This window comes from Streptomyces sp. NPDC085460, from assembly GCF_044541975.1.
Lineage (GTDB): Bacteria > Actinomycetota > Actinomycetes > Streptomycetales > Streptomycetaceae > Streptomyces.
Genome location: NZ_JBITTO010000013.1, coordinates 72,135 through 96,957, shown reverse-complemented (window position 1 = coordinate 96,957; position 24,823 = coordinate 72,135). Strand labels below are relative to the sequence as shown.

Annotated in this window: 20 protein-coding genes; 11 read left to right on the top strand and 9 right to left on the bottom strand. The window is 74.3% G+C overall.

The window, feature by feature from the left end; all coding sequences use genetic code 11:
• The first annotated feature begins 30 nt into the window (after window positions 1-30).
• Window positions 31-1,491, top strand: a complete 1,461-nt coding sequence (locus tag ACIGHB_RS29155; RefSeq protein ID WP_360313935.1) for an amino acid permease — start codon at window positions 31-33, stop codon at window positions 1,489-1,491.
• 121 nt (window positions 1,492-1,612) lie between these two features.
• Here ACIGHB_RS29155 and ACIGHB_RS29150 read toward each other — a convergent pair whose 3' ends face one another.
• The 4 genes from ACIGHB_RS29150 to ACIGHB_RS29135 form a co-directional block, all read right to left on the bottom strand.
• A complete protein-coding gene (locus tag ACIGHB_RS29150) occupies window positions 1,613-3,295 on the bottom strand; it encodes an alpha/beta fold hydrolase (RefSeq protein WP_399917061.1) in 1,683 nt (560 codons plus the stop codon).
• 84 nt (window positions 3,296-3,379) lie between these two features.
• Complete coding sequence (locus ACIGHB_RS29145) at window positions 3,380-3,937, bottom strand: TetR/AcrR family transcriptional regulator (RefSeq protein ID WP_399917059.1); 558 nt, start codon at window positions 3,935-3,937, stop codon at window positions 3,380-3,382.
• A gap of 92 nt (window positions 3,938-4,029) precedes the next feature.
• Window positions 4,030-4,236 (bottom strand): ferredoxin, encoded by a 207-nt coding sequence (locus tag ACIGHB_RS29140; RefSeq protein ID WP_399917057.1) that lies wholly within the window; start codon window positions 4,234-4,236, stop codon window positions 4,030-4,032.
• A 47-nt stretch (window positions 4,237-4,283) separates the two neighbouring features.
• The gene (locus tag ACIGHB_RS29135; RefSeq protein WP_399917055.1) at window positions 4,284-5,483 is read right to left on the bottom strand and encodes a cytochrome P450; all 1,200 of its coding nucleotides are present in this window, start codon (window positions 5,481-5,483) and stop codon (window positions 4,284-4,286) included.
• A 210-nt stretch (window positions 5,484-5,693) separates the two neighbouring features.
• Between ACIGHB_RS29135 and ACIGHB_RS29130 the strand changes: the two genes are divergently transcribed.
• The 3 genes from ACIGHB_RS29130 to ACIGHB_RS29120 all read left to right on the top strand — a co-directional run bounded on the left by ACIGHB_RS29130 (window position 5,694) and on the right by ACIGHB_RS29120 (window position 9,802).
• Entirely contained in the window at window positions 5,694-7,892 is a 2,199-nt protein-coding gene (locus ACIGHB_RS29130; RefSeq protein WP_399917053.1) for an FUSC family protein, read from the top strand.
• Between the two features lie 216 nt (window positions 7,893-8,108).
• Window positions 8,109-8,987: a DMT family transporter gene (locus tag ACIGHB_RS29125; RefSeq protein ID WP_399917216.1), complete on the top strand. Its 879-nt coding sequence runs from the start codon at window positions 8,109-8,111 to the stop codon at window positions 8,985-8,987.
• A gap of 392 nt (window positions 8,988-9,379) precedes the next feature.
• Window positions 9,380-9,802: a subtilase-type protease inhibitor gene (locus ACIGHB_RS29120; RefSeq protein ID WP_399917051.1), complete on the top strand. Its 423-nt coding sequence runs from the start codon at window positions 9,380-9,382 to the stop codon at window positions 9,800-9,802.
• Between the two features lie 169 nt (window positions 9,803-9,971).
• Here ACIGHB_RS29120 and ACIGHB_RS29115 read toward each other — a convergent pair whose 3' ends face one another.
• Window positions 9,972-10,436 (bottom strand): ATP-binding protein, encoded by a 465-nt coding sequence (locus ACIGHB_RS29115; protein ID WP_399917049.1) that lies wholly within the window; start codon window positions 10,434-10,436, stop codon window positions 9,972-9,974.
• 358 nt (window positions 10,437-10,794) lie between these two features.
• On the opposite strand from ACIGHB_RS29115, the gene ACIGHB_RS29110 reads away from it, so the two are divergent.
• Together ACIGHB_RS29110 and ACIGHB_RS29105 are read left to right on the top strand one after the other, a co-directional pair.
• A complete protein-coding gene (locus ACIGHB_RS29110) occupies window positions 10,795-11,349 on the top strand; it encodes a hypothetical protein (RefSeq protein WP_399917047.1) in 555 nt (184 codons plus the stop codon).
• Window positions 11,350-11,981: 632 nt separating this feature from the next.
• Window positions 11,982-12,377, top strand: a complete 396-nt coding sequence (locus ACIGHB_RS29105) for a hypothetical protein (RefSeq protein WP_399917045.1) — start codon at window positions 11,982-11,984, stop codon at window positions 12,375-12,377.
• A gap of 218 nt (window positions 12,378-12,595) precedes the next feature.
• On the opposite strand, the gene ACIGHB_RS29100 is transcribed toward ACIGHB_RS29105, so the two are convergent.
• Complete coding sequence (locus ACIGHB_RS29100) at window positions 12,596-13,723, bottom strand: protein kinase (protein ID WP_399917043.1); 1,128 nt, start codon at window positions 13,721-13,723, stop codon at window positions 12,596-12,598.
• 1,153 nt (window positions 13,724-14,876) lie between these two features.
• Here ACIGHB_RS29100 and ACIGHB_RS29095 point away from each other — a divergent pair.
• Both ACIGHB_RS29095 and ACIGHB_RS29090 read left to right on the top strand, forming a co-directional pair.
• Window positions 14,877-15,056, top strand: a complete 180-nt coding sequence (locus ACIGHB_RS29095) for a hypothetical protein (RefSeq protein ID WP_399917041.1) — start codon at window positions 14,877-14,879, stop codon at window positions 15,054-15,056.
• A gap of 230 nt (window positions 15,057-15,286) precedes the next feature.
• A complete protein-coding gene (locus ACIGHB_RS29090; protein WP_399917039.1) occupies window positions 15,287-15,865 on the top strand; it encodes a DUF6328 family protein in 579 nt (192 codons plus the stop codon).
• A 116-nt stretch (window positions 15,866-15,981) separates the two neighbouring features.
• Here the strand turns inward: ACIGHB_RS29090 and ACIGHB_RS29085 are convergent, their stop codons facing one another.
• Together ACIGHB_RS29085 and ACIGHB_RS29080 are read right to left on the bottom strand one after the other, a co-directional pair.
• Entirely contained in the window at window positions 15,982-17,712 is a 1,731-nt protein-coding gene (locus ACIGHB_RS29085) for a thiamine pyrophosphate-dependent enzyme (RefSeq protein ID WP_360322485.1), read from the bottom strand.
• A gap of 32 nt (window positions 17,713-17,744) precedes the next feature.
• Window positions 17,745-19,337, bottom strand: coding sequence for an FMN-binding glutamate synthase family protein (locus ACIGHB_RS29080; RefSeq protein WP_399917036.1), 1,593 nt, complete (start codon window positions 19,335-19,337; stop codon window positions 17,745-17,747).
• A gap of 83 nt (window positions 19,338-19,420) precedes the next feature.
• On the opposite strand from ACIGHB_RS29080, the gene ACIGHB_RS29075 reads away from it, so the two are divergent.
• Together ACIGHB_RS29075 and ACIGHB_RS29070 are read left to right on the top strand one after the other, a co-directional pair.
• On the top strand, window positions 19,421-19,807 hold the full coding sequence (locus ACIGHB_RS29075) for a hypothetical protein (RefSeq protein WP_399917034.1): 387 nt from the start codon (window positions 19,421-19,423) through the stop codon (window positions 19,805-19,807).
• Window positions 19,808-19,922: 115 nt separating this feature from the next.
• Window positions 19,923-20,084 carry a DUF5670 family protein gene (locus ACIGHB_RS29070; protein ID WP_360309855.1) on the top strand — a complete coding sequence of 54 codons (162 nt, stop codon included), beginning with the start codon at window positions 19,923-19,925 and terminating at the stop codon, window positions 20,082-20,084.
• A 147-nt stretch (window positions 20,085-20,231) separates the two neighbouring features.
• Here ACIGHB_RS29070 and ACIGHB_RS29065 read toward each other — a convergent pair whose 3' ends face one another.
• Window positions 20,232-20,459, bottom strand: a complete 228-nt coding sequence (locus ACIGHB_RS29065; RefSeq protein WP_360309857.1) for a DUF5133 domain-containing protein — start codon at window positions 20,457-20,459, stop codon at window positions 20,232-20,234.
• A 286-nt stretch (window positions 20,460-20,745) separates the two neighbouring features.
• Between ACIGHB_RS29065 and ACIGHB_RS29060 the strand changes: the two genes are divergently transcribed.
• Window positions 20,746-24,777: a HAMP domain-containing protein gene (locus ACIGHB_RS29060; RefSeq protein ID WP_360309859.1), complete on the top strand. Its 4,032-nt coding sequence runs from the start codon at window positions 20,746-20,748 to the stop codon at window positions 24,775-24,777.
• Window positions 24,778-24,823 lie beyond the last annotated feature (46 nt).

Below are 24,823 nucleotides of genomic sequence, written 5' to 3'. Positions count from 1 at the left end.
CCCCGCCCCGCGCAGAAGGGTCACCCCGCCATGACCGCAGCCGGCGAATCCGCGCCCCCCGCCCCCACTTCCCCCGACGGAACCGACCGAACCGACGCCGACGAGGCCGCCAGACCGGCTCCCGGAGGCGAGGGCGGCCTGGTCCGCTCCCTCACCCACCGCCAGACCACCATGATCGGACTGGGCTCCGCGCTCGGCACCGGCCTCTTCCTCGGCTCCGGCTCCGCGATATCCGTCGCCGGACCCGCCGTCATCGTCGCGTACGTCATCGGCGCCGTGCTCGTCGCGATCATCGCCGTCCTGCTCGGCGAGATGTCCGCCGCCCACCCCGTCCAGGGCTCGTTCGGCACCGTCGCCCACCGCTACCTCGGCCCCTGGGCCGGCTTCCTCAGCCGCTGGCTGTACTGGTTCAGCGCCGTCGTCGTCATCGGCACCGAAGTGGTCGCCTCGGCCCTCTACATCCGCTGGTGGTGGCCCGAGGTGCCGATGTCGGCCGCCATCCTCGTCATCGCGGCGGTGGTCCTCGCCGTCAACGTCATCAGCGTGAAGTCCTTCGGCACCACCGAGTTCTGGCTCTCCACCGTCAAGGTCGTCGCGCTCTGCGCCTTCGTCCTCTGCGCCGCCCTGCTCGTCGTCTTCGGCCTGCCGGACACCGAGGCGACCGGTTTCGCGCACCTCACCGACGACGGCGGTTTCCTGCCGCACGGGGCGAGCTCCGTCTGGCTGGCCATGTCGATCGTGATGTTCGCCTACGCCGGCTTCGAGGTCGTCGCCATCGCCTCCGCCGAGGCGGCCGACCCACAGCGCACCATCCGCACCGCCATGCGCCAGCTCGCCTGGCGCCTCGCCTTCTTCTACCTGCTGTCCATCACCCTCGTCCTCGCCCTCATCCCGTGGCGGACCCTGGCCGGCGGCGACGGCAGCGTCGAGTCCAGCCCGTTCGTCCGCGTCTTCACCGAGGTCGGCGTGCCCGCCGCGGCGACCGTCACCAACGCGGTCGTCCTCATCGCCGCCATGTCCGCCGCCAACGCGCACCTGTACGGCGCCTCCCGGCTGCTCCACTCCCTCGGCGCCGACGGCCTCGCCCCCGCCCGGCTGGCCCGGCTCAGCCGGCGCGGCGTCCCCGCGGCCGCCCTCGCCGCGTCCACCCTGGGCATCGCGGTGGCGGCGCTCCTCGCCTTCTACGACGTCAGCGGGCTCTTCGGCATCCTCATGTCGATCGCGATCTTCGCGGTGCTGCTCGTGTGGCTGCTGATTCTCGCCTCGTACGTCGCCTTCCGCCGCCACCGGAACGCGCACCCGGAGGAGTTCACCGGCTTCAGCATCCCCGGCGGCGACAAGCTCGCGGTCGTCGCCGCGCTGGGGGTCCTCGCGGTGGCGGCGACGGCGGTGGAGGTCCCCGACATGCGCCAGGCCGCCGGCATCGGCCTCGCGTTCACCGCCGTCCTCCTCGTCTGCCACGCGGTGACGGCCCGGCGCCGCCGCCCGTGACCCTCGCCCACCACCGGGCGGGGCCGTGCCGCGCGCACGCGGCACGGCCCCGCTCACTCGCCCGGGCTCCCGAGGCCGGGTGCGGCCGGAGCTCCGGACGGGCCGGTCGCCCGCACCGGAGTCACGCGCCGGCCGGCACGGCCACGTCGAGGTGTCGGGCCACCTGGGCGGGGTGGGTGAGCTGGGGGTAGTGGCCGGCCCCGGCGACCCGGGCCACCGGCAGGTCGACGGCTTCGACCAGCGGGTCCTCCGAGCCCACGACGATGCGGACCGGTACCTCCACCCGCGCCGGCAGGGCACGCAGCCGCCCGCGCTCGGAGACGGCCCCGCGCAGGGCCGCCGCGACGCGCCGCGCCACCCCGGGGCGGCTCAGATCGGCCGCGGCGCTCCGCACTTCCGGTCCCTCGGGCACACCGAGCGTCGTGGCCAGCCGGGACGCCGGCATGCGGCGGAGCATCGGCGCGGCCAGGGCCGAGCGGGCGAGCCGGGAGGAGGGTGCCTGGAGGAACGCGGGGGAGACGAGGACGAGCCCGCTGACGCGGTCCGGGTGGGCGGCGGCGAAGCGCAGGGCGGGTCCGCAGGCCAGGGAGTGCGCGACGAGCACGGGGCGGGTCCGCACCGGGCCCATCAGATCGGCCAGCCACGCGTCGACCGGCTGCGTGGAGGGGGCCGAGCGTCCCAGGCCGGGCAGGTCGGGCGCGAGGACCGGGCCGGAGAGGTGGGCGGCGAGCGGCGCCCAGAGGTCGGCGTTCATCGGCAGGCCGTGCAGCAGGACGTGGGAGGGGCTCCGCCGGTCACCGGTCACCCAGGTCGGGCCGCCCGCCACGGTCTGGAAGCCGTACGGGCTCCGCCACGGCGACGCGGAGCCGAAGCGGGCGGCCACCAGGTCGTCGGCCCAGCTCCGCAGGGCATCGGTCGCCGGAGGTGCCTCCAGACCGGTGCGTGCGGCGAAGGCCCGGGCGGAGGCCGTCGGGTAGCGGTCGGCGGACAGGAAGGACAGCGTCTCGGGGTCGACGCCCGTCAGCCGGCGCGGCAGCCGCCGCAGCAGTCCGGCGGAAACGGTCCTGCGGGGTGCCCGTACCCCCATGTGGGCGGCCAGCATGCCGATCAGGTCGGGCAGGAGGGGGGTGTCGTCGTCCAGCACCCAGTAGTGCTCGCCCACCGGCGACGCGGGGATCTCCGCCAGGAACCGCGCGAGGTGATCGATGGTCGTGACGGGCAGGAAGGTGTCGGAGCCGCCGGGCACCACGGGGAGCCGCCCGTTCCACAGGTCCTCGACGAGGGTCGCCAGGCCGATGTACTGGCCCGGCCCGATCACCGTGCTGGGATTGGCGATGGTCAGCGGTACCGCAAGCGCCTCGGCTCGGGCCCGGACCGCCCGGTCGCCCTCGATCTTCGATGCCTCGTAGGCGCCCAGCGCGGGCCGGCCGAGGAGGTCGTCGGCCGCGGACACGCGGTACCCGGTGAGGTGCACGAGCCGGCGCAGCCGCGGCAGCGACGCGGCCCACTCGACCACGTGGAGCGCGCCGGTGACGTTGACCGACCGGGCCTCCCGCTCGCCGAGCCCGAAGGCGAAGCGGCCGGCCGCGTTGTAGACGTCCCGGACGTCGGGCAGGTCCGTCAGCGGTCGCGTGATGTCGGCGGTGACGATCTCCAGTCCGCGGGTGTCGACGTTCTGGGACGCCAGCCAGGGGGTGAGGGTGTCGTCGCGTACGGCGGCCGCCACCCGCTGACCGCGGCCGAGCAGTTCGGCGACGAGGGAACGGCCGATGAAGCCGGTCGCGCCGAAGACGATCGCGTCCATGGAGCTCTCCTTGAATAGATCGGTCTACATATTTTTGAGTCAGGCAAAGGCCCGCCCGTGAGGGCGGGCCGTAAGGGGGCGGGGTCAGCCGATGAGTGCGCCGATCTGGCGGGCGACCCGGTCAAGAGGTTCCCTGCTGCGGTGTGTGCGGGCCAGCAGGAGCGCGCCCTCGACGAGGGCGAGGACGGTGACCGCGAGGTCGTCGGCGTCCGGGCGGCCCGCCAGTCGAGCGCGCAGCGCCCCCTCCCACGAGGTGTAGACCTCGGAACATGCCTCCCGGAGCGGGTTGTTGCTGCTGGCCGTCTCCAGTGCGACGGTCGCCACCGGACACCCCTTGCGCCAGTCCGACTCCTCCAGTCGTTCACCGAGGTGGCGCAGCACCGCCCCGATGAACTCGGCCGCCGACGCGCTGGACTTCGCCAGCTCCTCCAGATCGCCGCCGATCGCGCGGCCGGCCCGCCGGACGGACTCCCCGACCAGCTGGTCCTTGCCGCCGGGGAAGTGGAAGTACACCGAGCCGCGGGGGGCGCCGCTGGCGGCGATCACCTGATTGAGCCCGGCGCCGGGATAGCCCCCGGTCTCGATCAACTCCTGCGTCGCGTCCAGCAGTCGGTCCCGTGTCTCGGCGCCCTTCAGTCCCATGGGTGAACTGTAGACCGATCTATATATTTTCTCAATCGGTGGGTGGCGGGGGCGGGCCGCGGGCGGGCGCCCCCGGCCCGCCCGGTGCCTTCCTACCGTGCCGGGCCGTCCCCCAGGCTGATCGCCTGGACGGGGCAGGCGCGGACGGCCTCTCGCACGAGCGTCGCGCCCTCGCCGTCCTCGCGGCCGGGCAGGACGGTGCCGAAGCCGTCGTCGTCCTGGGTGAAGACCTCGGGGGAGACCAGGGCGCACTGGCCCGCTCCCATGCAGAGGTCGGGGTCGATGGCGATGCGTACCACTGGGGTTCCCTTCCTCGGGGGGCCGGCTCCGTGCCGTGCCGGGACGCTCACCAGGTGACGGGGAGTTCGAGCATCCCCTGGATCGTGTCGCCCGGCTTGAACGGGATCTCCTCGGCGGCCGCCGCGAGCCGCAGGCCCGGCAGCCGCCGCAGCAGCGTGCCGAGGGCGATCTCCAGCTCCGCGCGCGCCAGGTTCTGGCCCAGGCACTGGTGGATACCGAAGCCGAAGGCGACGTGATGGCGGGCCGTACGCTCCCAGTCCAGCGCGTCGGGGTCGGCGTAGACCGAGCCGTCACGGTTGATGAGGGAGGTGGAGAACACCACCCCGTCACCCGCGCGGATGACCGCCCCGTCGATCTCCACGTCCTCGCGGGCCACCCGCAGCATGCCGTCCGCGATCGACAGGAATCGCAGCAGCTCCTCCACGGCCGTCGGCAACAAAGCCGGATCGGCTCGGAGCTGGGCCATCCGCTCGGGATGGCGGAGCAGCGTGTACGTCCCCAGGGAGATCATGTTGGCGGTGGTCTCGTGTCCCGCGACGAGCAGGATCGTCGCCAGCTGCACGAGCTCCTCGCGGTCGGGTCCGCCCTCGCGCGCCTGCCGTGCGACCAGATCGTCGAGGACTCCTTCGCCGGGCCGGGCGCGCTTGCCGTCGATGAGGTCGCCGATGTAGCCCTCCAGCCGGGCCAGCGCGTCCTCGATGTCGTCGCCCGTCGGGCCGCGGAGCAGGCGCCGGGACTGCTCCTCGAAGAAGTCGTGGTCCTCGTACGGCACGCCCAGCAGGTCGCAGATGACGATCGAGGGCACCGGCAGCGCGAACGCGCTCACCAGCTCGGCCGGCGGACCCGCGGCCTCCATGGAGTCCAGCAGCCGGTCCACGGTCGCCTGGATCCGGGGGCGCATGCCGTCCGTGCGCTTCAGGGAGAAGCTCGGGATCAGCATCCTCCGCTGGACGTTGTGCTCGGGGTCGTCCCAGCCGAGGAGCGCGGTGCGCCGGCGGCTGCGGAGGGCCTGGGCCCGTTCCACGGGGATCGGGAAGTCGGGGCGGGTGGAGTCGGTGGAGAGGCGCTGGTCGGCCAGGAGCGCGCGGGCGGTCGGGTGTCCGGTGACGAGCCAGACCTCCCGGCCGTCCCACAGGGTGACCCGGGACAGGGGGCCGTCCTCGCGCAGCGGATCGTAGGCGGTCGGCGGGTGATAGGGGCAGGATCGGTTCTGAGGGAAGGTGACGGTCTCGTCCGTTGTCGTCATCTGGGAACCTCGCAGACGTCGGATCGTGGGCTCCGGCGTGAACGCCACCCTCCACTACATGCCTCAGGCACCTATCCGGTCTACGCGGAGTTCGGCCAATCCGCCGGAACGAGTGGCACCGTTCCCCCGCGCGCGCGAGGGCGCCCCGGACGGCGCGGGCACACAGCCGGTCATCCGGCGGGTTCCGCCGTGCCGCGAGATGCTGGGGGCATGCCTGGCGTGCTCCGGCGACGGCCCCCGCCCGCCTACCGGACGGCGGGGCGCGGGGCACTGCGCGTCACGATCGCGGCCTCCGCCGGGTTCTACGTCCTCCTGTACGGACTGGACTGGTCGGTCGGAGCGACCTACGCCCTCTTCGGCGCGATCGCCATGGCCGGCCTGTCGCACCTCCCCGGCTCCGGACGGCAGCGAGCCGGGTCGCTGCTCGGTGCCGTGCCGGTGTGCTGGGCGCTGATCACGCTCGGCACGTACCTGTCGGTACGGACCTGGAGCGCCGTCGTCGGCATGCTGGTCGTCGGGTTCACGCTCGCCTTCACGGCGGTCGGGGGACCACGGTTCGCGGGCGCCGCCACCGGCCTGCACCTGATGTACATCCTGCCGTCGTTCCCGCCCTACGCCCCCGGCTCACTGGGCGAACGACTCGCGGGGGCGACCTTCGGGATCGCCCTGCTGATCGTCGCGGAGCTGACGCTGCTGCCCGAGCCCGGCGCGCTGCCCTACCGCGAACGGGCCGCCCGGGCCGCCGAGGGCGCCGCCCGCTGCGCCGAGCGGCTGCGGTCGGCGCCGTACACCCTGCCGGAGGACCTGCGCGACACGGCCCGCGCCCTCGGCACGGAGCTCCGCTCCTCCCAGGTCCCGGAGGCGGAGCGGCCGGCCGGAGCCGGCCTGCGACAGCGGGCGCTGGCCCACACGGGTCTGGCGACCCGCACCCTGCTCGGCCGGCTGGCGGCGCTGCCACCGCCCCCGGCAGCCGCGGTGCGGCCCGGCGGCACCGCGGCCGAGGCGGACGGGACGGACGCCGATCCGCTGCGGGTGGTCGCGGACGTCGCGGAGGAGACCGTCGTCGGGCTACGGGGCGGAACCCCGGACGTCCGGGCCCGCGCCCGGCTGCGGCGGGTCCGCCGGGCGCTCACCTCGGCCGAGGACGCCCTGCCCGCCGCACAGCGTCGCACCGCCGCGCTCCTGGAGATCGCGGACGCGGCGCTCGCGATGTCCACCGCGGCCGACCTCGCCGTACGGGGCCGGGCCGCCGCCGCGCCGGCGCCGGGGCGCTTCTGGTACGCGCGGATGCGGGCCCCGCAGCTGTGGTGGCGGCGCCTGTCCGGCCATGTGGGCGGCAGATCGGTGTTCTTCCAGAACGCCGTACGGATCAGCCTCGCCCTGGCGGCGGCCCGGCTGATCGCCGGCGTCGACACACTTCCGCACGGCTTCTGGGTCCTCCTGGCCACCCTCACGCTGACGCGCACGACGGTACGGGAGACCCGCACGACGGTGCGCAGGGCGCTCACCGGCACCCTCGTCGGGGCCTTCGTCGCGGCCACCCTGCTCGCGCTGGTCGGCACCGACATCGAGGTGTACGCGGTGGCCCTGCCGCCCCTGATGCTCGTCACCTTCACGCTGGGGCCGGTGAAGGGCGTCGGGTGGTCGCAGGCGCTGTTCACGGTCGTCGTCGCCCTGGTGTTCGCCCAACTGGCGCCGGCCACCTGGCAGCTCGCGGAGTTCCGGCTGCTCGACGTGGTCACGGGCAGCGCGATCGGCGCGGTGTTCGGCCTGCTCGCCTGGCCGCGCGGCGCCCACGACGAGCTGCGGCGCTCGGTCGCGGTGCTGCTGCGCGTCGCCGCGGAGATCGTCGTCTCCACGACGGCATGGACAGCGGCGGGCGGCCGGCGCGTACCCGTGCTCTCCGCGCCGGGCAGCCGGTCGCTCCAGCACGCCCTGGTCATGGCGGAGTCGGCGTACGCCCAGTACCAGAGCGAGCCGAGCGGCCGCGCACGCCCGCCGGGCGGCCAGGACTGGCAGGCCGCGCTCATCACCGGACACCACACGCTGTGGGGCGCCGACCGGCTCCTCGTACCGCCGGAGCCGGTCGAGGTCCCCCCGCTGGACAGCCGCCCGGCCGAGGCCGTCGTCCGCGCGGGCGACCGGGTCGCGGCCCGGATGCTGCTGCTCTCCGCCCGTACCGACCCCACCGGTGACACCGGGGAGACACCGCTGCCGCTCTCCGGCCCCCCGGCGCCCGCCCTCCTCCTCGACGCCCCGCCCGGGACCCCGCACGCCTACTACGCGACCATGGCGTGGCTGGCCTCGCTGACGACGGACCTCGAACGCCTCGCCGGAGAGACCGGTGCCGCGGCCACCCCCGACGGACGGCCGGCTCCGCCGCGGACGCACGCCGGACCGGCGTGGTGACACCGGTCCGGAGGGCCGGCCGGGCCCACGGCGTTCCGCTCCCGGACGGCCTCCGCGAGACCCGCGCGGCGCCCTCGGCCCGCCGACCCGACGGCGGCGCACCGCACGACGCGCTCCCGGCCGGCGGACCGCCGCCGGGTCGTCCGCGCGTCCGATCGGCCCAATCCCCGCCGAGGCCGGTCGTGCACCCGCGCCGGCCGGGGGAGCGTGGCCAGTGTGCTCCTCCTCGCCGTCGTCTTCGCCGTCCTCGGGGCGGCCAGCAACGCCACCGGAACCGTGTTCCAGCGGAAGGCCGCGGCCACCGTCCCCGAGGGCGGCGGCCTGCGGCTGATCCTCACCCTGGCCCGTCGTCCCGTCTGGCTGGTCGGCATCGCCGGGGTGGTGGGCGCGGCGGTCTTCCAGGCCCTGGCCCTGTCCTTCGGACCACTCTCCCTCGTTCAGCCCGTCTTCGTCCTGGAGCTCCCGTTCGCCCTCCTCATCTCGATGCCGCTGCTCCACCGGCGGCTTCCCGCCTCCGGCTGGTGGGCGGTGGCCGGCGTGGTCGCCGGCCTGGCGCTGCTCCTGGGCGCGGCCGCTCCGACGGGGGCCTCCAGCGACGCGCCGATGACCCGGTGGGCCGTCGTGCTGACGGCCTGCCTCGGCGCGATCGGCGCCGCGGTGCTCGTGGCCCGGCGGCGCTCCCCGCTCGGGCGGGCCGTCTGCTTCGGCACGGCTGCGGCCCTCGCCAACGCCCTCACCGCGGCGCTGCTGAAGTCTTCGGCCGGAGCCTTCGCGGACCACGGTCCCGCCGCGTTCCTCACCAGCTGGCAGACGTACGGCTTCGCGGTCACGGGAGTGGCCGCCGTGCTGTTGCTGGAGAACGCCCTCCAGGCGGGATCGCTTGCCGCCTCGCAGCCCGCGCTCACCATCGGCGACGCCCTCGCCAGTCTGCTGATCGGCGTCTTCCTCTTCCGGGAGACGATCCGCACGGGCTGGTACCTCCTGCCGGAGGCCGTCGGCGCGGGCCTGATCGTCGTCGGCGTCCTCGTCCTCTCCCGCGCCGTGCGCCACATCCGTGACCTCGGCCCCGCTCCGGCCCCTTCCGAGAGCGGCTGACCGTCCGGCGCCCGACCTCGTGCCGTTCGCCGCGCCTACCACGCCGCGGCCGAACAATTGCCCCATCGGTGACCGACCGTTCGAAGAGCGAGGACAATCGGTCATCTTCGATGCACGGAAGGTGAACACCGGGGAGCCCGGAGCGGGAGCGCGGGCCCGGGATTGCGGGCCCGCACCCGAGGGGGGCGCGCCTGGCCCGGGGTGCCCGCGAGGCGTCCTCGCCGTGCCGAACAGGCAGAACGTTCGGTCGGTGGCCGTGCCTCCGCGGACTTGTCCGTAAGTAGGCCATCGAGGTGTGTTCCACCTTCGTTCGCGACAGTATCTGCGGCGTTGAACCACAGACTCGCTGAAATCTTCTGCGAGATCCCTCATCTTCGAAGGAGCATCCTGTCGTGCGTCACCGTATCGCCGCCGTATCCGCCTCCGCCCTCCTCGTCCTCGCCGGCTCCGCCGGCGTGGCGCAGGCCGCGCCGGACAGCCTGTACGCCCCCTCGGCCCTGGTGCTGACCGTCGCCCAGGGCGACGAGCAGGCGGCCACAGTGGTCCGGGCGTCCACCCTCAGCTGCGCACCGACGGCTCAGGGCACCCACCCCGACCCCGAAGGCGCCTGCGCGGCGCTCGCCGCCACCTCCGGCTCCCTCGACCGCCTGCTGGCCGCCCCCGCGCCGGACCGCCTCTGTCCCCTGCACTACGACCCGATCACCGTCTCCGCCGTCGGCGTGTGGCAGGGCGAGCGCGTCAGCTGGCAGCACACGTTCTCCAACACCTGCGCCATGTCCGTCACGCTGGGGGGCAACGACGTGTTCGCGTTCTGACGAGCGGACACCGAGGGGCGGGGCCTGGGCCCCGCCCGCTCACGGACCGACGAGGGCGTCGATACGGGCCGGCTCCTCGGCGTCGAAGCCGAGGTGCGCGACGGCGGCCACGCTGTCGCAAGGTGTCGCCGTGGCCGTCCACAGGCATCAGCCCGCCCTTCGCCGCCCGTCACCGGTCGGCCCCGGTGACCTTCCCCTCATGCGCCGGTACGGGCGCGGGGGCCGTCGCGCCGTCCAGGGCGAAGGCGGCGGTCACCCGCTTGCCGTCGGGCTCCACACGTACCTCGAAGTGAGGGGCGACGGCCGTCACGACCTCCAGGCCGTGCCGTCCGACGCGGGTGGGGTCGGTGTCCCCGACCACCGGCAGGGCCGGCGAGCTGTCCCGCACGGTGACGGCGAACAGACCGGCCGTCAGCCGTAGCTCCAGCAGCACGGGTCCGGGAGCGTGCTTGAGGGCGTTGGTCACCAGCTCGCTGGTGACCAACCGGGCGATCTCCACGGCGTCGGGCGGCACGGGACGCCCGCGCCGCGCGAGGGCACCGAGGAAGTTCGCGGCGAGGCGACGGGCCCGGGAGGGCGAGAGGTCGCCCCGGTCGAAGGCATGGGTGGTGTACGCGTGGTCCGTCTGCCGCATCGTTCGCTCTCCGTCTCGCACGGCCGGGTCTTCCGGAGCGGGGGCCTCCTGTCCGAGGGTTCTTCTTGTGCCCCGATATCTCCGGTTACCTCCCCTCTGATCGGATAAAAACCCCGCCCGCTCGCGTCTTCGCCCCCGGCCACTCACGTCTTCGCCCCCGGCCACTCACGTCTTCGCCCCCGTCCACCCACGTCTTCGTTCCCGCCGCCACAGCTGTCCTCCGCCCACCGACGGGGCCCGCCCCCGATGCCCGGTTTGCGTCGCGGAGCGGGGGGCACGCGGACCTCCATGAGTTCCGGGCTCTCCACGGGGCCGGAACAGCGCGACGCAGAGAGAGAACGCGAAAGGGTGAGAGCCGATGTCGATCGGAATCGTCCTGGCCGTCGTCGCGGTCGTCGTCGTGGTCGGGTTCGCCGTCGGCGTGATGGTGGACCGCCGACGGCGGGCGCGACTGCGCGACCGCTTCGGGCCCGAGTACGAACGGGCCGTCGAGGCGACCGGCAGCAGACGGGCCGCGGAACAGGAACTGGACGCCCGCGAACGCCGCTTCGCCGATCTGGAGATCAAGCCGGTACCCGGTGAGGTACGGGAGCAGTACGCGCGACGGTGGATGCGCGTCCAGGAGGAGTTCGTGGACCGACCCGAGGCGGCCGTGCACGACGCCGACGAACTCGTGGCGGCCCTGATGCGCGACCGGGGTTACCCCGACGAGGGCTACGAGCAGCGGCTGCGCGACCTGTCCGTGCGGCACGGCCGCACCCTGGACGACTACCGGGCGGCCCTGGAGGTCCACGCGTTGAGTACCCACAACTCCGCCACCACCGAACAGCTGAGGGGCGCGATGATGCACTACCGCACCCTCTTCGACGACCTGCTCGCCGACGGCGAGCCGACCGGCACCCGCCGGTCCTGACACGGAAGGCAGGAGAGATGCGACACCACGAGACGCCCGAGCGCACGACCCGGGCTCCGGGTCGACACCACCACGCGGACCCCGCGGACGAGTACCCCGGGCGTAGGCGGACCCGCCCCGAACCGCAGGCCGGACAGGGCCCCGTCGGCTCCGGGCGTTCCGGTCCCGCGCCGGGCGGTGGAGACGGCGTGCGAGCGCCGGACCACAGCCCGACGGTCGCGCCGACCCCGCCCCGGCAGCCCGGCACGGAGGAGGAGGGCGACGGGCGCCGGCGGTCCGCGCCTCGGGCCCCGTCCTCCGTCCCGCCCGCGCCGTCGGGCCCCACGACCCGTTCGCCGGCCCCGGGCAGTCCTACGGTCGCCCCGACCCCGCCTCAGCACGACCAGCCCGAACGGGAGCAGCCGCGGCCCGAGCAGGCCGGACCGCGCCAGGATCGATCCCCGTCGGACGGATCCCCCTACACCTGGCCCGAGTCGGGCGGGTCGGGCCCGGACCAGGCCCGACCCGACCGGCCCCACGCCGGCGGGCCCCCGCACGATCAGCCTCGCCCCGGCGGTCCCGGGAACCCGCCGCATCCCCCCGAGTCCCCGCGGATCCCGGCCCAGCGGACACCTTCCGCCTCCCCTCCGCCCATGCCCGCCGCACCTCCGGACCCGACGTCCACCCCCCACGGCGGACACGGCCGGCACGCCGCGCCCGCCTCGCGGGAGTGGCCCCCGGTGCCGGAGCACCGTGGCACCGGCACCGAGGCGGAGGGGATCCCCGACCTGCTCGGCCCGGCGGAGGAAGGAGAGTTCGTCCGCCGCTGGCACGAGGTCCAGGGCCGGTTCGTCGACGACCCCCGCCAGGCGGTCCACGCCGCCGACGCCCTCGTCGGTGACGTGATGAAGACCCTGACGGACACCTTCGCCCGGCACCGGCACACCCTGGAGGGGCAGTGGAGCCAGGGGCTGGAGGCCGACACCGAGAGCCTGCGCCTCGCCCTCTGCCAGTACCGCGCGCTGTTCCAGCGCCTGTTGTCCACCTGACGTACCGGACGCCCCCTCTCCCGTGCCCGGCGGTGCGAGCGGCCTCGAAGGCCCGCACCGCCGGGCCGGCGTCATGTCCGGGCCCGGTCCGCGCGCACACGCCGACGCCCCGCGCGGTGATTCGCGCGGGGCGTCGGCCGTTCGGTCCCCGGGCTGGGCGAGCAGGTGTCAGCGGTGGCGCAGCCTGCCCAGCAGGCGGCTCACCCACGGACTGACCGTCAGGCGAGGTGCTCGGTACGGTCGTTGGTGTGGGGGAGGGGCGATGCCGGTGCGCTCGTCCGGGTCCCGTCCGCCGCCCCGTCGTGGGGAGGGGCCGCCGCTCGGCCAGCCGGCGCGCTGCCCAGCGATCCGGTCAGCGTGAGACCGAGCGTGACCAGGGTCGCCGCCACGGCCCGCGCCGGACCGGGCCGCCCCGGCCCGGCGGTGGCGGCGGCGGGCCGGGGCGGCCGGTGTGCCCCCTGCGCCCTCGCCCTCCGGGAGCCGGGTCCGTGAGCGGGCGCCGAGGCACGTCCCGCCGTCCGCGGGTCGGCGAGGATCCGGGCGCAGACGGAGGCTTCCGGCCGGGCCTCGGGGGAGCGGGCGGTCATCGCGGTGAGCAACCGGGCGAGTCCCGCCGGGAGGCCCGGCGGCAGCACCGGAGGCCGGTCCAGGTGCGCCACCGCCGCCTCGAGCGGTGTTCCGCCGTACTCCGCTTCGCCCTTGAGCGTTTCGAGGAGGACCAGGCCGAGGCTGTACACGTCGGCCGCCGGCCCGGTCCTGTGGCCCAGGGCCTGCTCGGGCGCCATGTAGGAGGCGGTGCCGACGACCGCGCCCGCGCTCTCGGGCGTGTCGTCCACGGCCTCGACGCGGCGGGAGATGCCGAAGTCCGCGAGGTGCGGGGTGTCGGCCCGGTCCAGGAGTATGTTCGACGGCTTGACGTCGCGGTGGACGACGCCGTGACCGTGGACATGGGCGAGGGCCGACGCCAGGGCGGCCCCCGTCCGGCAGGTCTCGGCGGGGGTGAGGACCCGGCGGGCGATCCGACTCCGAAGGGTCGTGCCCCGTACGAGCTGCATCACCAGGAACGGCCGGCCCGCGTCGCGGCCCGTGTCGTAGAGGGTCACCAGGCCGGGATGGTGCATACGGGCGAGCAGCCGGGCCTCCTCGCCGCACTGGGCCCCGGTCCCGCCGGCGGCCGCGGGGCGGAACACCTTCACCGCCACGGGGCGACACAGCCGCAGGTCCAGCGCCTCGTACACGTCCGCCGCGCCGCCCCGGCCCAGGAGAACATCGAGCCGGTATCGTCCGGCGACGGTACGGGCCGTCCACGTGACGTCCGGCTGTACGGGACTCGCTGGGACCTGCATCGGGGCTCCCTGGGGGTGTGACCGGCCCTCTGCCGAGGGGCCGGGAGTCGGCTGGGTCGCCCGCAGGTGCGTACGCGGGCCCGCGGCTGACCGCGTGCCCCGTCCGTCCATGAACATCCCCCGGAAGACGACGGATCCGGAGGCAGGCGTGTTCGCGCGGACAGGAGAATGCCGGACCCCGGACGTCTCCGAGGAGGCCGGAATGATCGCCGACGCCACGGCGACCGCCCCGCACGGGACCCCTCCCGTCGCGGGGCGGTCCCCTGTCCCGGCACGTCGTCCGGGCCTGCCCCGGCCGCCGCCGGTCTCCGCGCCGCCGGCGCCCGAACACCGCGACGCCGCCACAGGGCCCCGCCGGTCTCCGCGCTCCCGGCGCCGGGAGACCGCGACGCCGAGACCGGGCCGCGCCCCGGGCGGAGGGGATCGGGTGGCATGAATCCCGGAAGGCGGGGCAGGCGGTGGTCGAGCGATGGGACACGCTCACGCCGGACGATTCGCGGTTCCCCCCCTTGCCGCGGTCGGCGGCACCCGCGTGCGGCCCGCACCTCCACGAGGTGCGGGCCGCACGCATGCCGCCGGGGACGCGCCCGAGGCGACGGCCCCAGCGGGGCCGCACCGCCGCGAGGCGTCTCCGGATCCTCGGGTTTGAGCGAGACAAGAGCGGCAAGGCGAACTCGTACACACCGGAAGCAGGGTGACGGACAGTCGGCCCGCGAAACCCACCCAGGAGGCGCTCGTGTCGAACCCGACCCGCGTCCTCGTCCGCGTGGCGCCGCGCGCCGCGCGGGTGGAATCGCTTCGGCCCGGCCGTCCAGCCCCTTCCTCCGGTGGCCCGCCGGGACCGGGGGCGGACCCCAGGACCCACGGGAAGCGGCGCGAACCGCCGACTCAGGGGACTCCGGCGCCGGCGGCTCCGGCGCCGGGTGCCCCCTCGCGGGGCACCCCTGCCCGGGGGCTCCCCGGCACGCCGGTTCTCGAGCCCGCGCACGCCGTCCGGACCGGTGTGACGGAGCCCGGGGCACCGGCCCGCCCGCCTCGTCGTCCGCCCCGCCTTCCGGTGACGCCGCCGTCGCGGCCGCCGAAGGCCGCAGCCCCGTCCGAGGACCCCAGCGCCTCGGGCCGGAGCGGGGAGAGCCGCAGGCTCGCTCCCGCCGTGACCCCCGACGCGCCGCGCGGACGGGACGGGCAGCAGGGGCGGCGGGGGCTGGACGGGCGCGTCGACGGTCTCCCGACCGGCGCCCGCGCGCGGGCGCTCCGCGACGACGGCAACGCCCGCCGTGGACGGTGGCGGCACCACGCGCCCCCGCGAACGGCCGGCACGAAGCGGGCCTGACACCGCACCGTGCCGTGCCGCGCCGCGCGGAAGCCCCTGGTATCGACGGGGGCTTCCGTCGTGTCGGGCCCCGCGCCGTGCCCCGGGCCCCTGGCACCTTCCACGGCACCGCCCCGCGACGCGGCGGGCCGCCGGGACGGCGCGCCATCCGCATCCGATCATCGGCGGCCCGCACCACCCGACCGGGTGGCGCGGGCCGCTCCTGCCCCGTGCTGCAGAGGAGCATCTTCATGGACGAACGACATGCCAGTACGCCGGAGGACGAGACGAAGGAGGCGCGGCACGGCGGGCACGCCCCGGAGCCGGGCAGTGGCACGGGTGCCGAGCCCGGCGCCGGCGCGGACAGGCGGGGGGAGACGGAGGAGGAGCGCGCGGACCGGCGCTGGCAGGAGCTGCTCCAGGAGATACGGGTCGCGCAGACCGGTGTCCAGATCCTCCTCGGCTTCCTCCTGACCGTCGTGTTCACCCCGCTCTTCCACGACCTGGAGCAGACCGACAAGACGATCTACCTGGTCACCGTCGTCCTCGGTTCGCTGTCGACGGGCGCGCTGATAGGCCCCGTCTCCTTCCACCGGATCGTGTCCGGGCGCCGGGTCAAGCCCCAGGCCGTCGCCTGGGCCTCCCGGCTCACCTTCACCGGCATCCTGCTGCTGCTCGCGACGCTGACGGCCGCGCTGTTCCTCATCCTGCGGGTGGCGACGCACGACCCGTACGTCCCCTGGCTGGTCTCCGGCGTCCTCGCCTGGTACCTGCTGTGCTGGTTCGCCCTGCCCCTGTGGGTCCGGACCCGCTACGCCGAGGGAAGCTGACCCCGCGGCCTGCACGCCCCGACGAGCCGGGAGCGACGACGCGAGAGGGGCGGCCCGCCGGATGGCGGGCCGCCCCTCTCGCGCCGGACGAGGTCCGTCACAAGCCACCGCGCCGCTCAGCGCGTGCCGGACGGCAGGTTCTCCTTCATCTTGGCGATGGCGAAGCCCCACCCCTGCGACACCGTCGGCTTGCCCGGCACGGCCACCTCCGCCGGGTTGGTCAGCACGTCGAGGAGGACCGGGCCGGGCACGGCGAGCGCCTCGCGCACGGCTTCGTCCAGCTCGCCCGGCGCGGTCACGCGGATTCCGGTCAGACCCATCGCCTCGGCCACCGCGGCGAAGTCGGGATTGTCCAGGACCGTCCCGAACTCGGGCAGCCCCGCCTGCTCCTGCTCCAGCTTGACCATGCCCAGGCGACGGTTGTCGAAGACGACGAGCTTGACCGGCAGCCGTTCGGACCGGATGGTCATCAGATCGCCGAGCAGCATGCCGAGGCCACCGTCACCGCAGAAGGCCACCACCTGCCGGTCGGGCGCCCACAGCTGCGCCCCGATGGCCTGGGGCATGGCGTTGGCCATGGAGCCGAGGTTGTACGAGCCGATCAGCCGGCGGGTGCCGCGCATCCGCACGAGCCGAGAGAGCCACACGGTGGCCATCCCGGTGTCCGAGGTGAAGATCGCGTCGTCGGCGGCGTGGCGGTCGACGGCGACCGCGAGGGCCTCGGGGCGGATCTCGTCCTCGCGGTTGTCGAACATCGCCCGGACCCGCCCCAGCAGCCGCTTGTCGTGGGCGGGATCGGCGAGGTCCGCCTGGCCCTCCTGCCAGCTCGCGTACCGCTCACGGGCCTCGTCCAGGTGGGAGCGGGACGGAACCGGCGCCAGCAGCGGCAGCAGCGCCCGCAGCGTCGCGCCCACGTCCCCGGCCAGCCCGACGTCCACCGGGACCCGACGCCCCAGGTGCTCCTCGCGGGTGTCGATCTGGACGACCCGGCAGTCGTCCGGATACCAGTCCCGGTAGGGGAAGTCCGTCCCCAGCATGATCAGCGTGTCGCAGGTGTCCATGGCGTGCGCCGCGGCGGGATTGCCGATGAGGCCGGTCTGGCCGACCTCGTACGGGTTGTCGTCCTCGAAGCCCTCCTTGCCCTTCAGGGTGAGCACCATCGGCGCCGACAGGAGCTCGGCGGCGCGCAGCACCTCCGCACGGGCCTCCCGGGCGCCGCGCCCCACCAGGAGCGTGACCCGCGAGCCGCGGGCGATCGCCTCGGCCGCCTCGGCGAGCGCCGGATCGTCGGGACGCGTGACGGCCGGCCGCGGCAGCGCGAACCGCGTCGGCCGGTCCTCCGCGACCTCCTGGTCGCCGAGGTCCCCGGGAACGGTCAGCACCGCCACGCCCCGCCCGGTCACGGCCGCCCGCACCGCCGACTCCAGCAGCCGGGGCATCTGGTCGGGGGAGGTCACGGTGGCCCGGTACACGGCCACGTCCCGGAAGAGGAGATCATTGTCGACCTCCTGGAAGTAGTCGCCGCCCATCTCCGACAGCGGCACCTGGCCGCAGATCGCCAGGACCGGCGCCCCGCTCTTCGCCGCGTCGTACAGTCCGTTCAGCAGGTGCACCGAGCCCGGCCCCACGGTGCCCATGCAGACGGCCAGGTCGCCGGAGAGCTGGGCGCGCGCTCCGGCCGCGAAGGCCGCCGCCTCCTCGTGGCGGAAGCCGGTCCAGTCGATGCCCTCGGTGGTCCGGATGGCGTCGGTGAGCGGGTTGAGCGCATCGCCGACCACGCCGAAGACACGACCGACACCGAGGTCCGTGAGCCCGTCGACGATCACCTGTGCGACGGTACGAGTCATGGGTCTCCCTTTCGCTGGGGATGTCGACCGGTTCACCTGAGGGTGAACCGGTCCGGATGAGCCGCCTTCCAGTCGCCTGCCCAGGTGTCCGGAACCGATGCGGACGAAAGGAGCAGACCCGGTTCGAGCGGTTCGTACAGCTCGCCGTGGGACCGCACCGTGTCCGGCCCGACCCGGCGCAGCAGCATGCCGGGCTCCAGCTCCCCCGGACCCCCGGCGCCCATGGCCGCCATGAGCTCCTGGGCGCTCCGGACGGTCGCCTCCTGGAACCGCCGCACGCGCTCCGCCTTGTCCTCGACGTCGAGCGCCCTGGCGCGCCGGCGGTCCTGGGTGGCGACCCCGACGGGGCAGGTGTTGGTGTGGCAGCGCTGGGCCTGGATGCACCCGAGGGCGAACATCATGGCCCGGGCGGAGTTGGTGTAGTCGGCGCCCTGGACGAGCCGCTTGACGATGTCGCTCCCGGTGGCGATCTTGCCGGAGGCGCCGATCCGCACGCGGTCGCGCAGTCCCGTGCCGACGAGGGCCCGGTGCACCGTGGTCAGGCCCTCGGTCAGCGGCAGGCCGACGGTGTCCGCGAACTCCAGCGGGGCGGCGCCCGTGCCGCCCTCCGCGCCGTCGACGACGATGAAGTCGGGGGTGAGGTCCTCCTCCAGCATCGCCTTGCAGACGGCGAGGAAGTCGCGGCGCGCGCCCACGCACAGCTTGAAGCCGACCGGCTTGCCCCCGGAGAGCTCCCGCATCCGGCCGAGGAAGCGCACCAGCTCCCGGGGAGTCCGGTAGACGCGGTGGTACGGCGGGGAGACCACCGTGCGGCCCTCGGGAACGCCGCGGACCGCGGCGATCTCCCGGCCGACCTTCGCACCGGGCAGCACGCCCCCGATGCCGGGTTTCGCGCCCTGGCTGACCTTCAGCAGGACACAGGCGACCTGGTCGAGGGATGCCTTCTCGGCGAACCGCCGGGGATCGAAGCCGCCGTCCTCGGTCCGGCAGCCGAAGTACCCGGTCCCGATCTCCCAGACGAGGTCGCCGCCGGGGGCGAGATGGTGCTCCGATATCCCGCCCTCGCCGGTGTCGTGGGCGAAACCGCCCCGCCGGGCGCCCTCGTTCAGAGCGCGGATCGCCCGGTCCGAGAGGGAGCCGAAGCTCATGGCCGACACGTTGAGCAGGGCCATGTCGTAGGGCCGGGCGCAGTCGGGGCCGCCGATCCGGACCCGGGGCGGCTCCTCCGGCACCGGGCGCGGGGCCATGGAGGGAATCAGGTACTCGGTGCCGGTCCGGTCCAGCTCCAGCTCGGTGCCGAAGGGGTCCTCGGCGTCCGTCCCCTTCGCCCGCTCGTACACGATGGAGCGGGTGTCCCGGTCGAAGGGCACGCCGTCGACGTTCCCCTCGACGAAGTACTGCTGGACCTCGGGGCGGATCGCCTCCATCGCGAAGCGCAGGTGCCCGAGGAGCGGATAGTTGCGCAGGATCGAGTGGCTCCGCTGGACGACGTCGTACGACGCGACCGCGGCGAGCAGCAGGGCGGGGCCGGCCGCGCACCACCACCACGGGGACACCAGGACGGCCGCGAGGCCGGTGGCGAGCGCGGCGAGGACGGGGCAGACCACGAGCAGTGACGTCACCATGGACGGCCGTCTGTCCCGGACGGGCCGGGCCAAGCGCCGGGGCGGCCAGGTTTGGCGTGCGGGAGTCCGGCGAGACGGTGTCCATGAGCGCTTCGGAGAACAGCGAACGGAACCAGTTCCCCTGGACCGGCCCCCAGGGCGCCCCGGACCAACCCGGCCCGGCGCGGGTGGGGCTGACGCGGGAGGACGACCCCGACGTGGACGCCCGGTACGAGCCGGCGAACCTCGGGGAGCAGGGCGACCTCCCGTCCCCGCTCGCCGGGAAGGCCCGCGCGGCCGCGGAGGCGGCCCGGGGAGCCGGGAACGACCTGTGGGGCGTCGCGCGGGCGCACCGGGCCGTGACGGCAGGTGCCGCCGCGGGCACGGCCGCCGCGCTCGCCCTCGCGTACGGGTGGGGGCACCGGACCGGGAGCCTCGCCGCTCGGCGCGACCTCGGCCCGGTGGCGCTGCTCCTCGCCCGCCGCCGCTGAACGGGCGGAGGCCGCCCGCCTCCCGCCTCCCGCCGGGGGCGTGAGCGCGGCCCCGCACGCACTCCGACCGTCTTGTACCCCCAGCGTCCACCCGTCTTCCCGGAGGTCGATCCGTATGGTCCCCCTGCTTCTCGTCCTGCTGCTCGCCCTGCTCCTCTTCGGTGCCGGCTTCGCGTTCAAGGCACTCTGGTGGATCGCCGTCATCGTGCTCGTCCTGTGGCTGGTGGGCTTCGTGGCCCGGCCGAAGGGCGGCACCGGCCGCTGGTACCGCTGGTAGGCGGCCCCCGCGGCGCGGACCGCCCGCGGCACGACAGAGCCCGGCACCTCCTTCAGGGGCCGGGCTCGGCCGTGCGGCGCGGACCGCACGCGGCATGACCGGGCCCCGGCACCTCCGTCAGGGGAGGGCCGGGGCCCGGCCGTGCGATCAGGCGCTCAGCACCGAGTCGTCCTCGGGGCGCGCGCCGGGCAGCCGGTGGCGGGCCGCGATCAGCGCCGCGTCCACGTCACGCGTACCGGTGGAGACACACAGGGTGTACGCGAGGTCGTCCATGCGCCGCCGAACCTCCGCGCCGCCTTTCTCCGCCTGGAGCGCCTGGAGCGTCTCGTACTGCTCGATGAGATTGCGCAGCACCACGGGATGGGCCATCAGCACGTCATGCTCCCCTTTGTCCTCGGGGGCGGGGGACCGCCCGGTTCGACGCGCGTGTACCCCGGTCGCGGTGGCGTATGCCCGCCGTCCGGCGACGGGCGAGGGCGGGTTCAGGCCGTATGACCCGGCACCGCTCTCCTCTTGTCGATCACGGAGGGGTACTGTCGTCATGATTGCCGTACGGCAACGATCGCGGCAGCCGGAGCCGTCCCGGGGGAGCGGACGTCCAGCCCGTGGCGCCCGCCGTACGGTCCGTGTGCGACAGCTTGGTGGGGAACGAGGATGGGGCATGTCTGAGACGACGACCAAGGGCTCCCCGGGCCGGGAACACCCCGGACCGGCCGCAGTGGTCGAGCCTGAACTCCGCCAGCTCCTGGCCGGGCTCACGGCGGTGCGGGACGGCGACTTCGGCACCCGTCTGCCGGACGAGGCGGACGGGCTGATGGGTGAGATCTCCCGGGTGTTCAACGGGATGGTGGACCAGCTGTCGCTGTTCACGTCCGAGGTGACACGGGTGGCGCGGGAGGTCGGCACGGAGGGGACGCTCGGCGGGCAGGCCGCCGTTCCCGGTGTCTCCGGCACCTGGGCCGACCTGACCGACTCGGTGAACGCGATGGCCGGGAACCTCACCACCCAGGTCCGTGACATCGCCCACGTGGCCACGGCGGTCGCCAAGGGCGACCTCTCCCAGAAGATCGACGTGGACGCGCGCGGCGAGATCCTGGAGCTGAAGAACACCATCAACACGATGGTCGACCAGCTCTCGGCCTTCGCCGACGAGGTCACGCGCATGGCCCGTGACGTGGGCACCGAGGGCATCCTCGGGGGACAGGCCGACGTGAAGGGAGTCTCCGGCACCTGGCGCGACCTGACCGACTCCGTCAACTCGATGGCGGGGAACCTCACCGCCCAGGTGCGGGCGATCGCCCACGTGGCCACCGCCGTCGCCGGCGGAGACCTGTCGAAGAAGGTCGACGTGGACGCCCGGGGCGAGATCCTGGAGCTGAAGACGACCATCAACACCATGGTCGACCAGCTCTCGGCCTTCGCCGACGAGGTCACCCGGGTCGCCCGCGAGGTGGGCACCGAGGGCAACCTCGGCGGCCAGGCCACCGTCCGGGGCGCCTCGGGCACCTGGAAGGACCTGACCGACAACGTCAACGTGATGGCGTCCAACCTCACCGGGCAGGTGCGTTCGATCGCCCAGGTCGCCACCGCCGTGGCCCGCGGCGACCTGTCCCGCCGGATCACCGTGGAGGCCAAGGGCGAGGTCGCGGCCCTCGCCGACACCATCAACACCATGGTGGACACGCTGTCGGCCTTCGCCGACGAGGTCACCCGCGTCGCCCGCGAGGTGGGCACCGAGGGCCGCCTCGGCGGCCAGGCCAGGGTGCCGAACGTGGCCGGCACCTGGAAGGACCTCACCGACAACGTCAACTCGATGGCGAACAACCTGACCGGGCAGGTCCGCAACATCGCCCAGGTCACCACCGCCGTCGCCAACGGCGACCTGTCCAGGAAGATCGACGTCGACGCCCGGGGCGAGATCCTGGAGCTGAAGACGACGATCAACACGATGGTCGACCAGCTGTCGTCGTTCGCGGCCGAGGTGACCCGGGTGGCCCGCGAGGTCGGCAGCGAGGGCAGGCTCGGCGGCCAGGCCGAGGTCGAGGGCGTCTCCGGCACCTGGAAGCGGCTGACCGAGAACGTCAACGAACTGGCCGGCAACCTCACCCGCCAGGTTCGCGCCATCGCCGAGGTCGCGAGCGCGGTCGCCGAGGGCGACCTCACCCGCTCGATCACCGTCGAGGCGTCGGGCGAGGTGGCCGAGCTCAAGGACAACATCAACGCCATGGTCGGCTCGCTGCGCGAGACGACGCGGGCCAACCAGGAGCAGGACTGGCTCAAGTCCAGCCTGGCCCGGATCTCCGCGCTGATGCAGGGCCACCGCGACCTGGCCGTCGTCGCCGAACTCGTCATGGACGAGCTGACCCCGCTCGTCGCCGCCCAGTACGGCGCGTTCTACCTCGCCGAGGAGGGCGCGGACGGTGTCGAGCTCGGCCTCGTCGGCTCCTACGGGCGTCCCGCCGGCGACCCGGGCCGGGCCGCCCGCTTCCGGCCGGGCGAGTCGCTCGTGGGACAGGCAGCCCGCAGCCGCCGCACCATCGCCGCCGAGAACGTCCCCGGCGACTACGTCACGATCTCCTCGGGACTCGGCAGCACGACCCGGGGCAGCCTCGTGGTGCTGCCGGTCGTCGTCGAGGAGCAGGTGCTCGGCGTCATCGAGCTGATGTCCTTCAGCCCCTTCACCTCCGTGCACCGGGACTTCCTGGAACAGCTCATGGAGACCGTCGGCGTCAACCTGAGCACCATCGTCGCCAACGCCCGTACCGACGAACTCCTCGACGAGTCCCAGCGGCTCGCCGGCGAACTGCGCTCACGGACCGAGGAACTCCAGGTGCGGCAGGAGGAACTCCAGCGCTCCAACGCCGAGCTGGAGGAGAAGGCCGCCCTGCTCGTCACCCAGAACCGTGACATCGAGGCCAAGAACCTCCAGATCGAGCAGGCCCGGCAGGAGCTGGAGGACCGCGCCCAGCAGCTCGCCCTGGCCTCCACCTACAAGTCGGAGTTCCTGGCCAACATGAGCCACGAACTGCGCACCCCGCTCAACAGCCTGCTCATCCTGGCCCAGCTGCTGGCCCAGAACCCGACCCGCAACCTCACGGCCAAGCAGGTCGAGTACGCCGGCATCATCCACTCGGCCGGATCGGACCTGCTCCAGCTGATCAACGACATCCTCGACCTGTCCAAGGTGGAGGCCGGCAAGATGGACCTCCACCCGGAGCGCGTGCCCCTGCGCAGGCTCCTCGACTACGTCGAGGCCACCTTCCGCCCGCTCACCTCGCAGAAGAGCCTCACCTTCGCGGTCTCCACCGCCGCCGGCGTCCCGGTCGACCTCGTCACCGACGACTCACGGCTCCGGCAGGTGCTGCGCAACCTGCTGTCGAACGCCGTCAAGTTCACCGAGCACGGCAGCGTCGAGCTCCGCATCGAACCGGCGTCGGACGGCGAGCTGCCCGTCTCCGTGCAGCGCGGCGGGCCCGTCGTCGCCTTCCGCGTCGCCGACACCGGCATCGGCATCGCCGCCGAGAACCTGGAGGCCATCTTCGGCGCCTTCCAGCAGGCCGACGGGACCACCAACCGCAAGTACGGCGGCACCGGCCTGGGACTCTCCATCAGCCGCGAGATCGCCTATCTGCTCGGCGGCGCCCTCACGGTCACGAGCGTCCCCGGCGAGGGCAGCACCTTCACCCTCTACCTCCCCGTCACCCGCACCGACTTCACCGAACAGCCCGGACCCGCCGCCCCGCCGGCGGACCCCACCGCGGTGCTCCCCGTCCCGGCACCCGCCCACGGCGGCGCGCTCGCCCTGCCCGGCGCCCCCGCCGCCCGGCCGACGCGACGCCTCCTGGTGATCGAGGAGCGGCCCCGCGGGCTCCTCGCCGTCGTCGCCGAGAACGCCGTCACGCAACTGGCGGCCGACGGCGGCCACACGGAACGGGCCGACATCGAACTCATCGCGGTCGTCGGCCCCCAGGAGGCCGCCTCCGCCCTCGCCACCCGGCCGTTCCACTGCGTCGTGCTCGACGTCGACATGGCGGACGGCGACGCCCTGCGCTTCCTGGAGGCCATGGACGGCGACGAGGCCCTGCGTACCGTCCCCGTCCTCGCCCACAACAACCGCAGGCTCCCCGCCGAGGAGGAGGGCGCCCTCCAGGACCTCGCCCGCCGCCGCCCGCTGGAGCTCCTCTCCAGCCTCGACGAGCTGCGCGAGCGGATCGCCCTCCACCTGTCCGCGGAGCAGCCCGGCGACGTCGTCCCCCTGGTACGGGGCGACCACTGGGCCCCCGCTCCCCAGGCCATCGACACCACCCTGCGCGGCAGGACCGTCCTCGCCGTCGACGACGACGCCCGCAACCTCTACGCCCTCAGCGGCATCCTGGAGCTGCACGGCATCACCGTGCTGCACGCCGAGAACGGCCGGAAGGGGATCGAGACGCTCCTGGCCAACCCGGCCGTCGCCCTCGTCCTGATGGACGTGATGATGCCGGAGATGGACGGCTACACGGCCACCGCGCGAATCAGGGAGCTGCCGCAGTACGCGGACCTTCCCGTGATCGCCGTCACCGCGAAGGCGATGCCCGGCGACCGGGAGAAGAGCCTCGCGTCCGGCGCCAGCGACTACGTCACCAAGCCCGTCGACGCCGACGAACTCATCGCCTGTGTCAGCCGCTGGCTCGACGGCGGAGCGGCCTCGTGACCGCCCCCGCGGGCCTGGCCCGCCCTCCGCGCACGGCCGGCGAGCG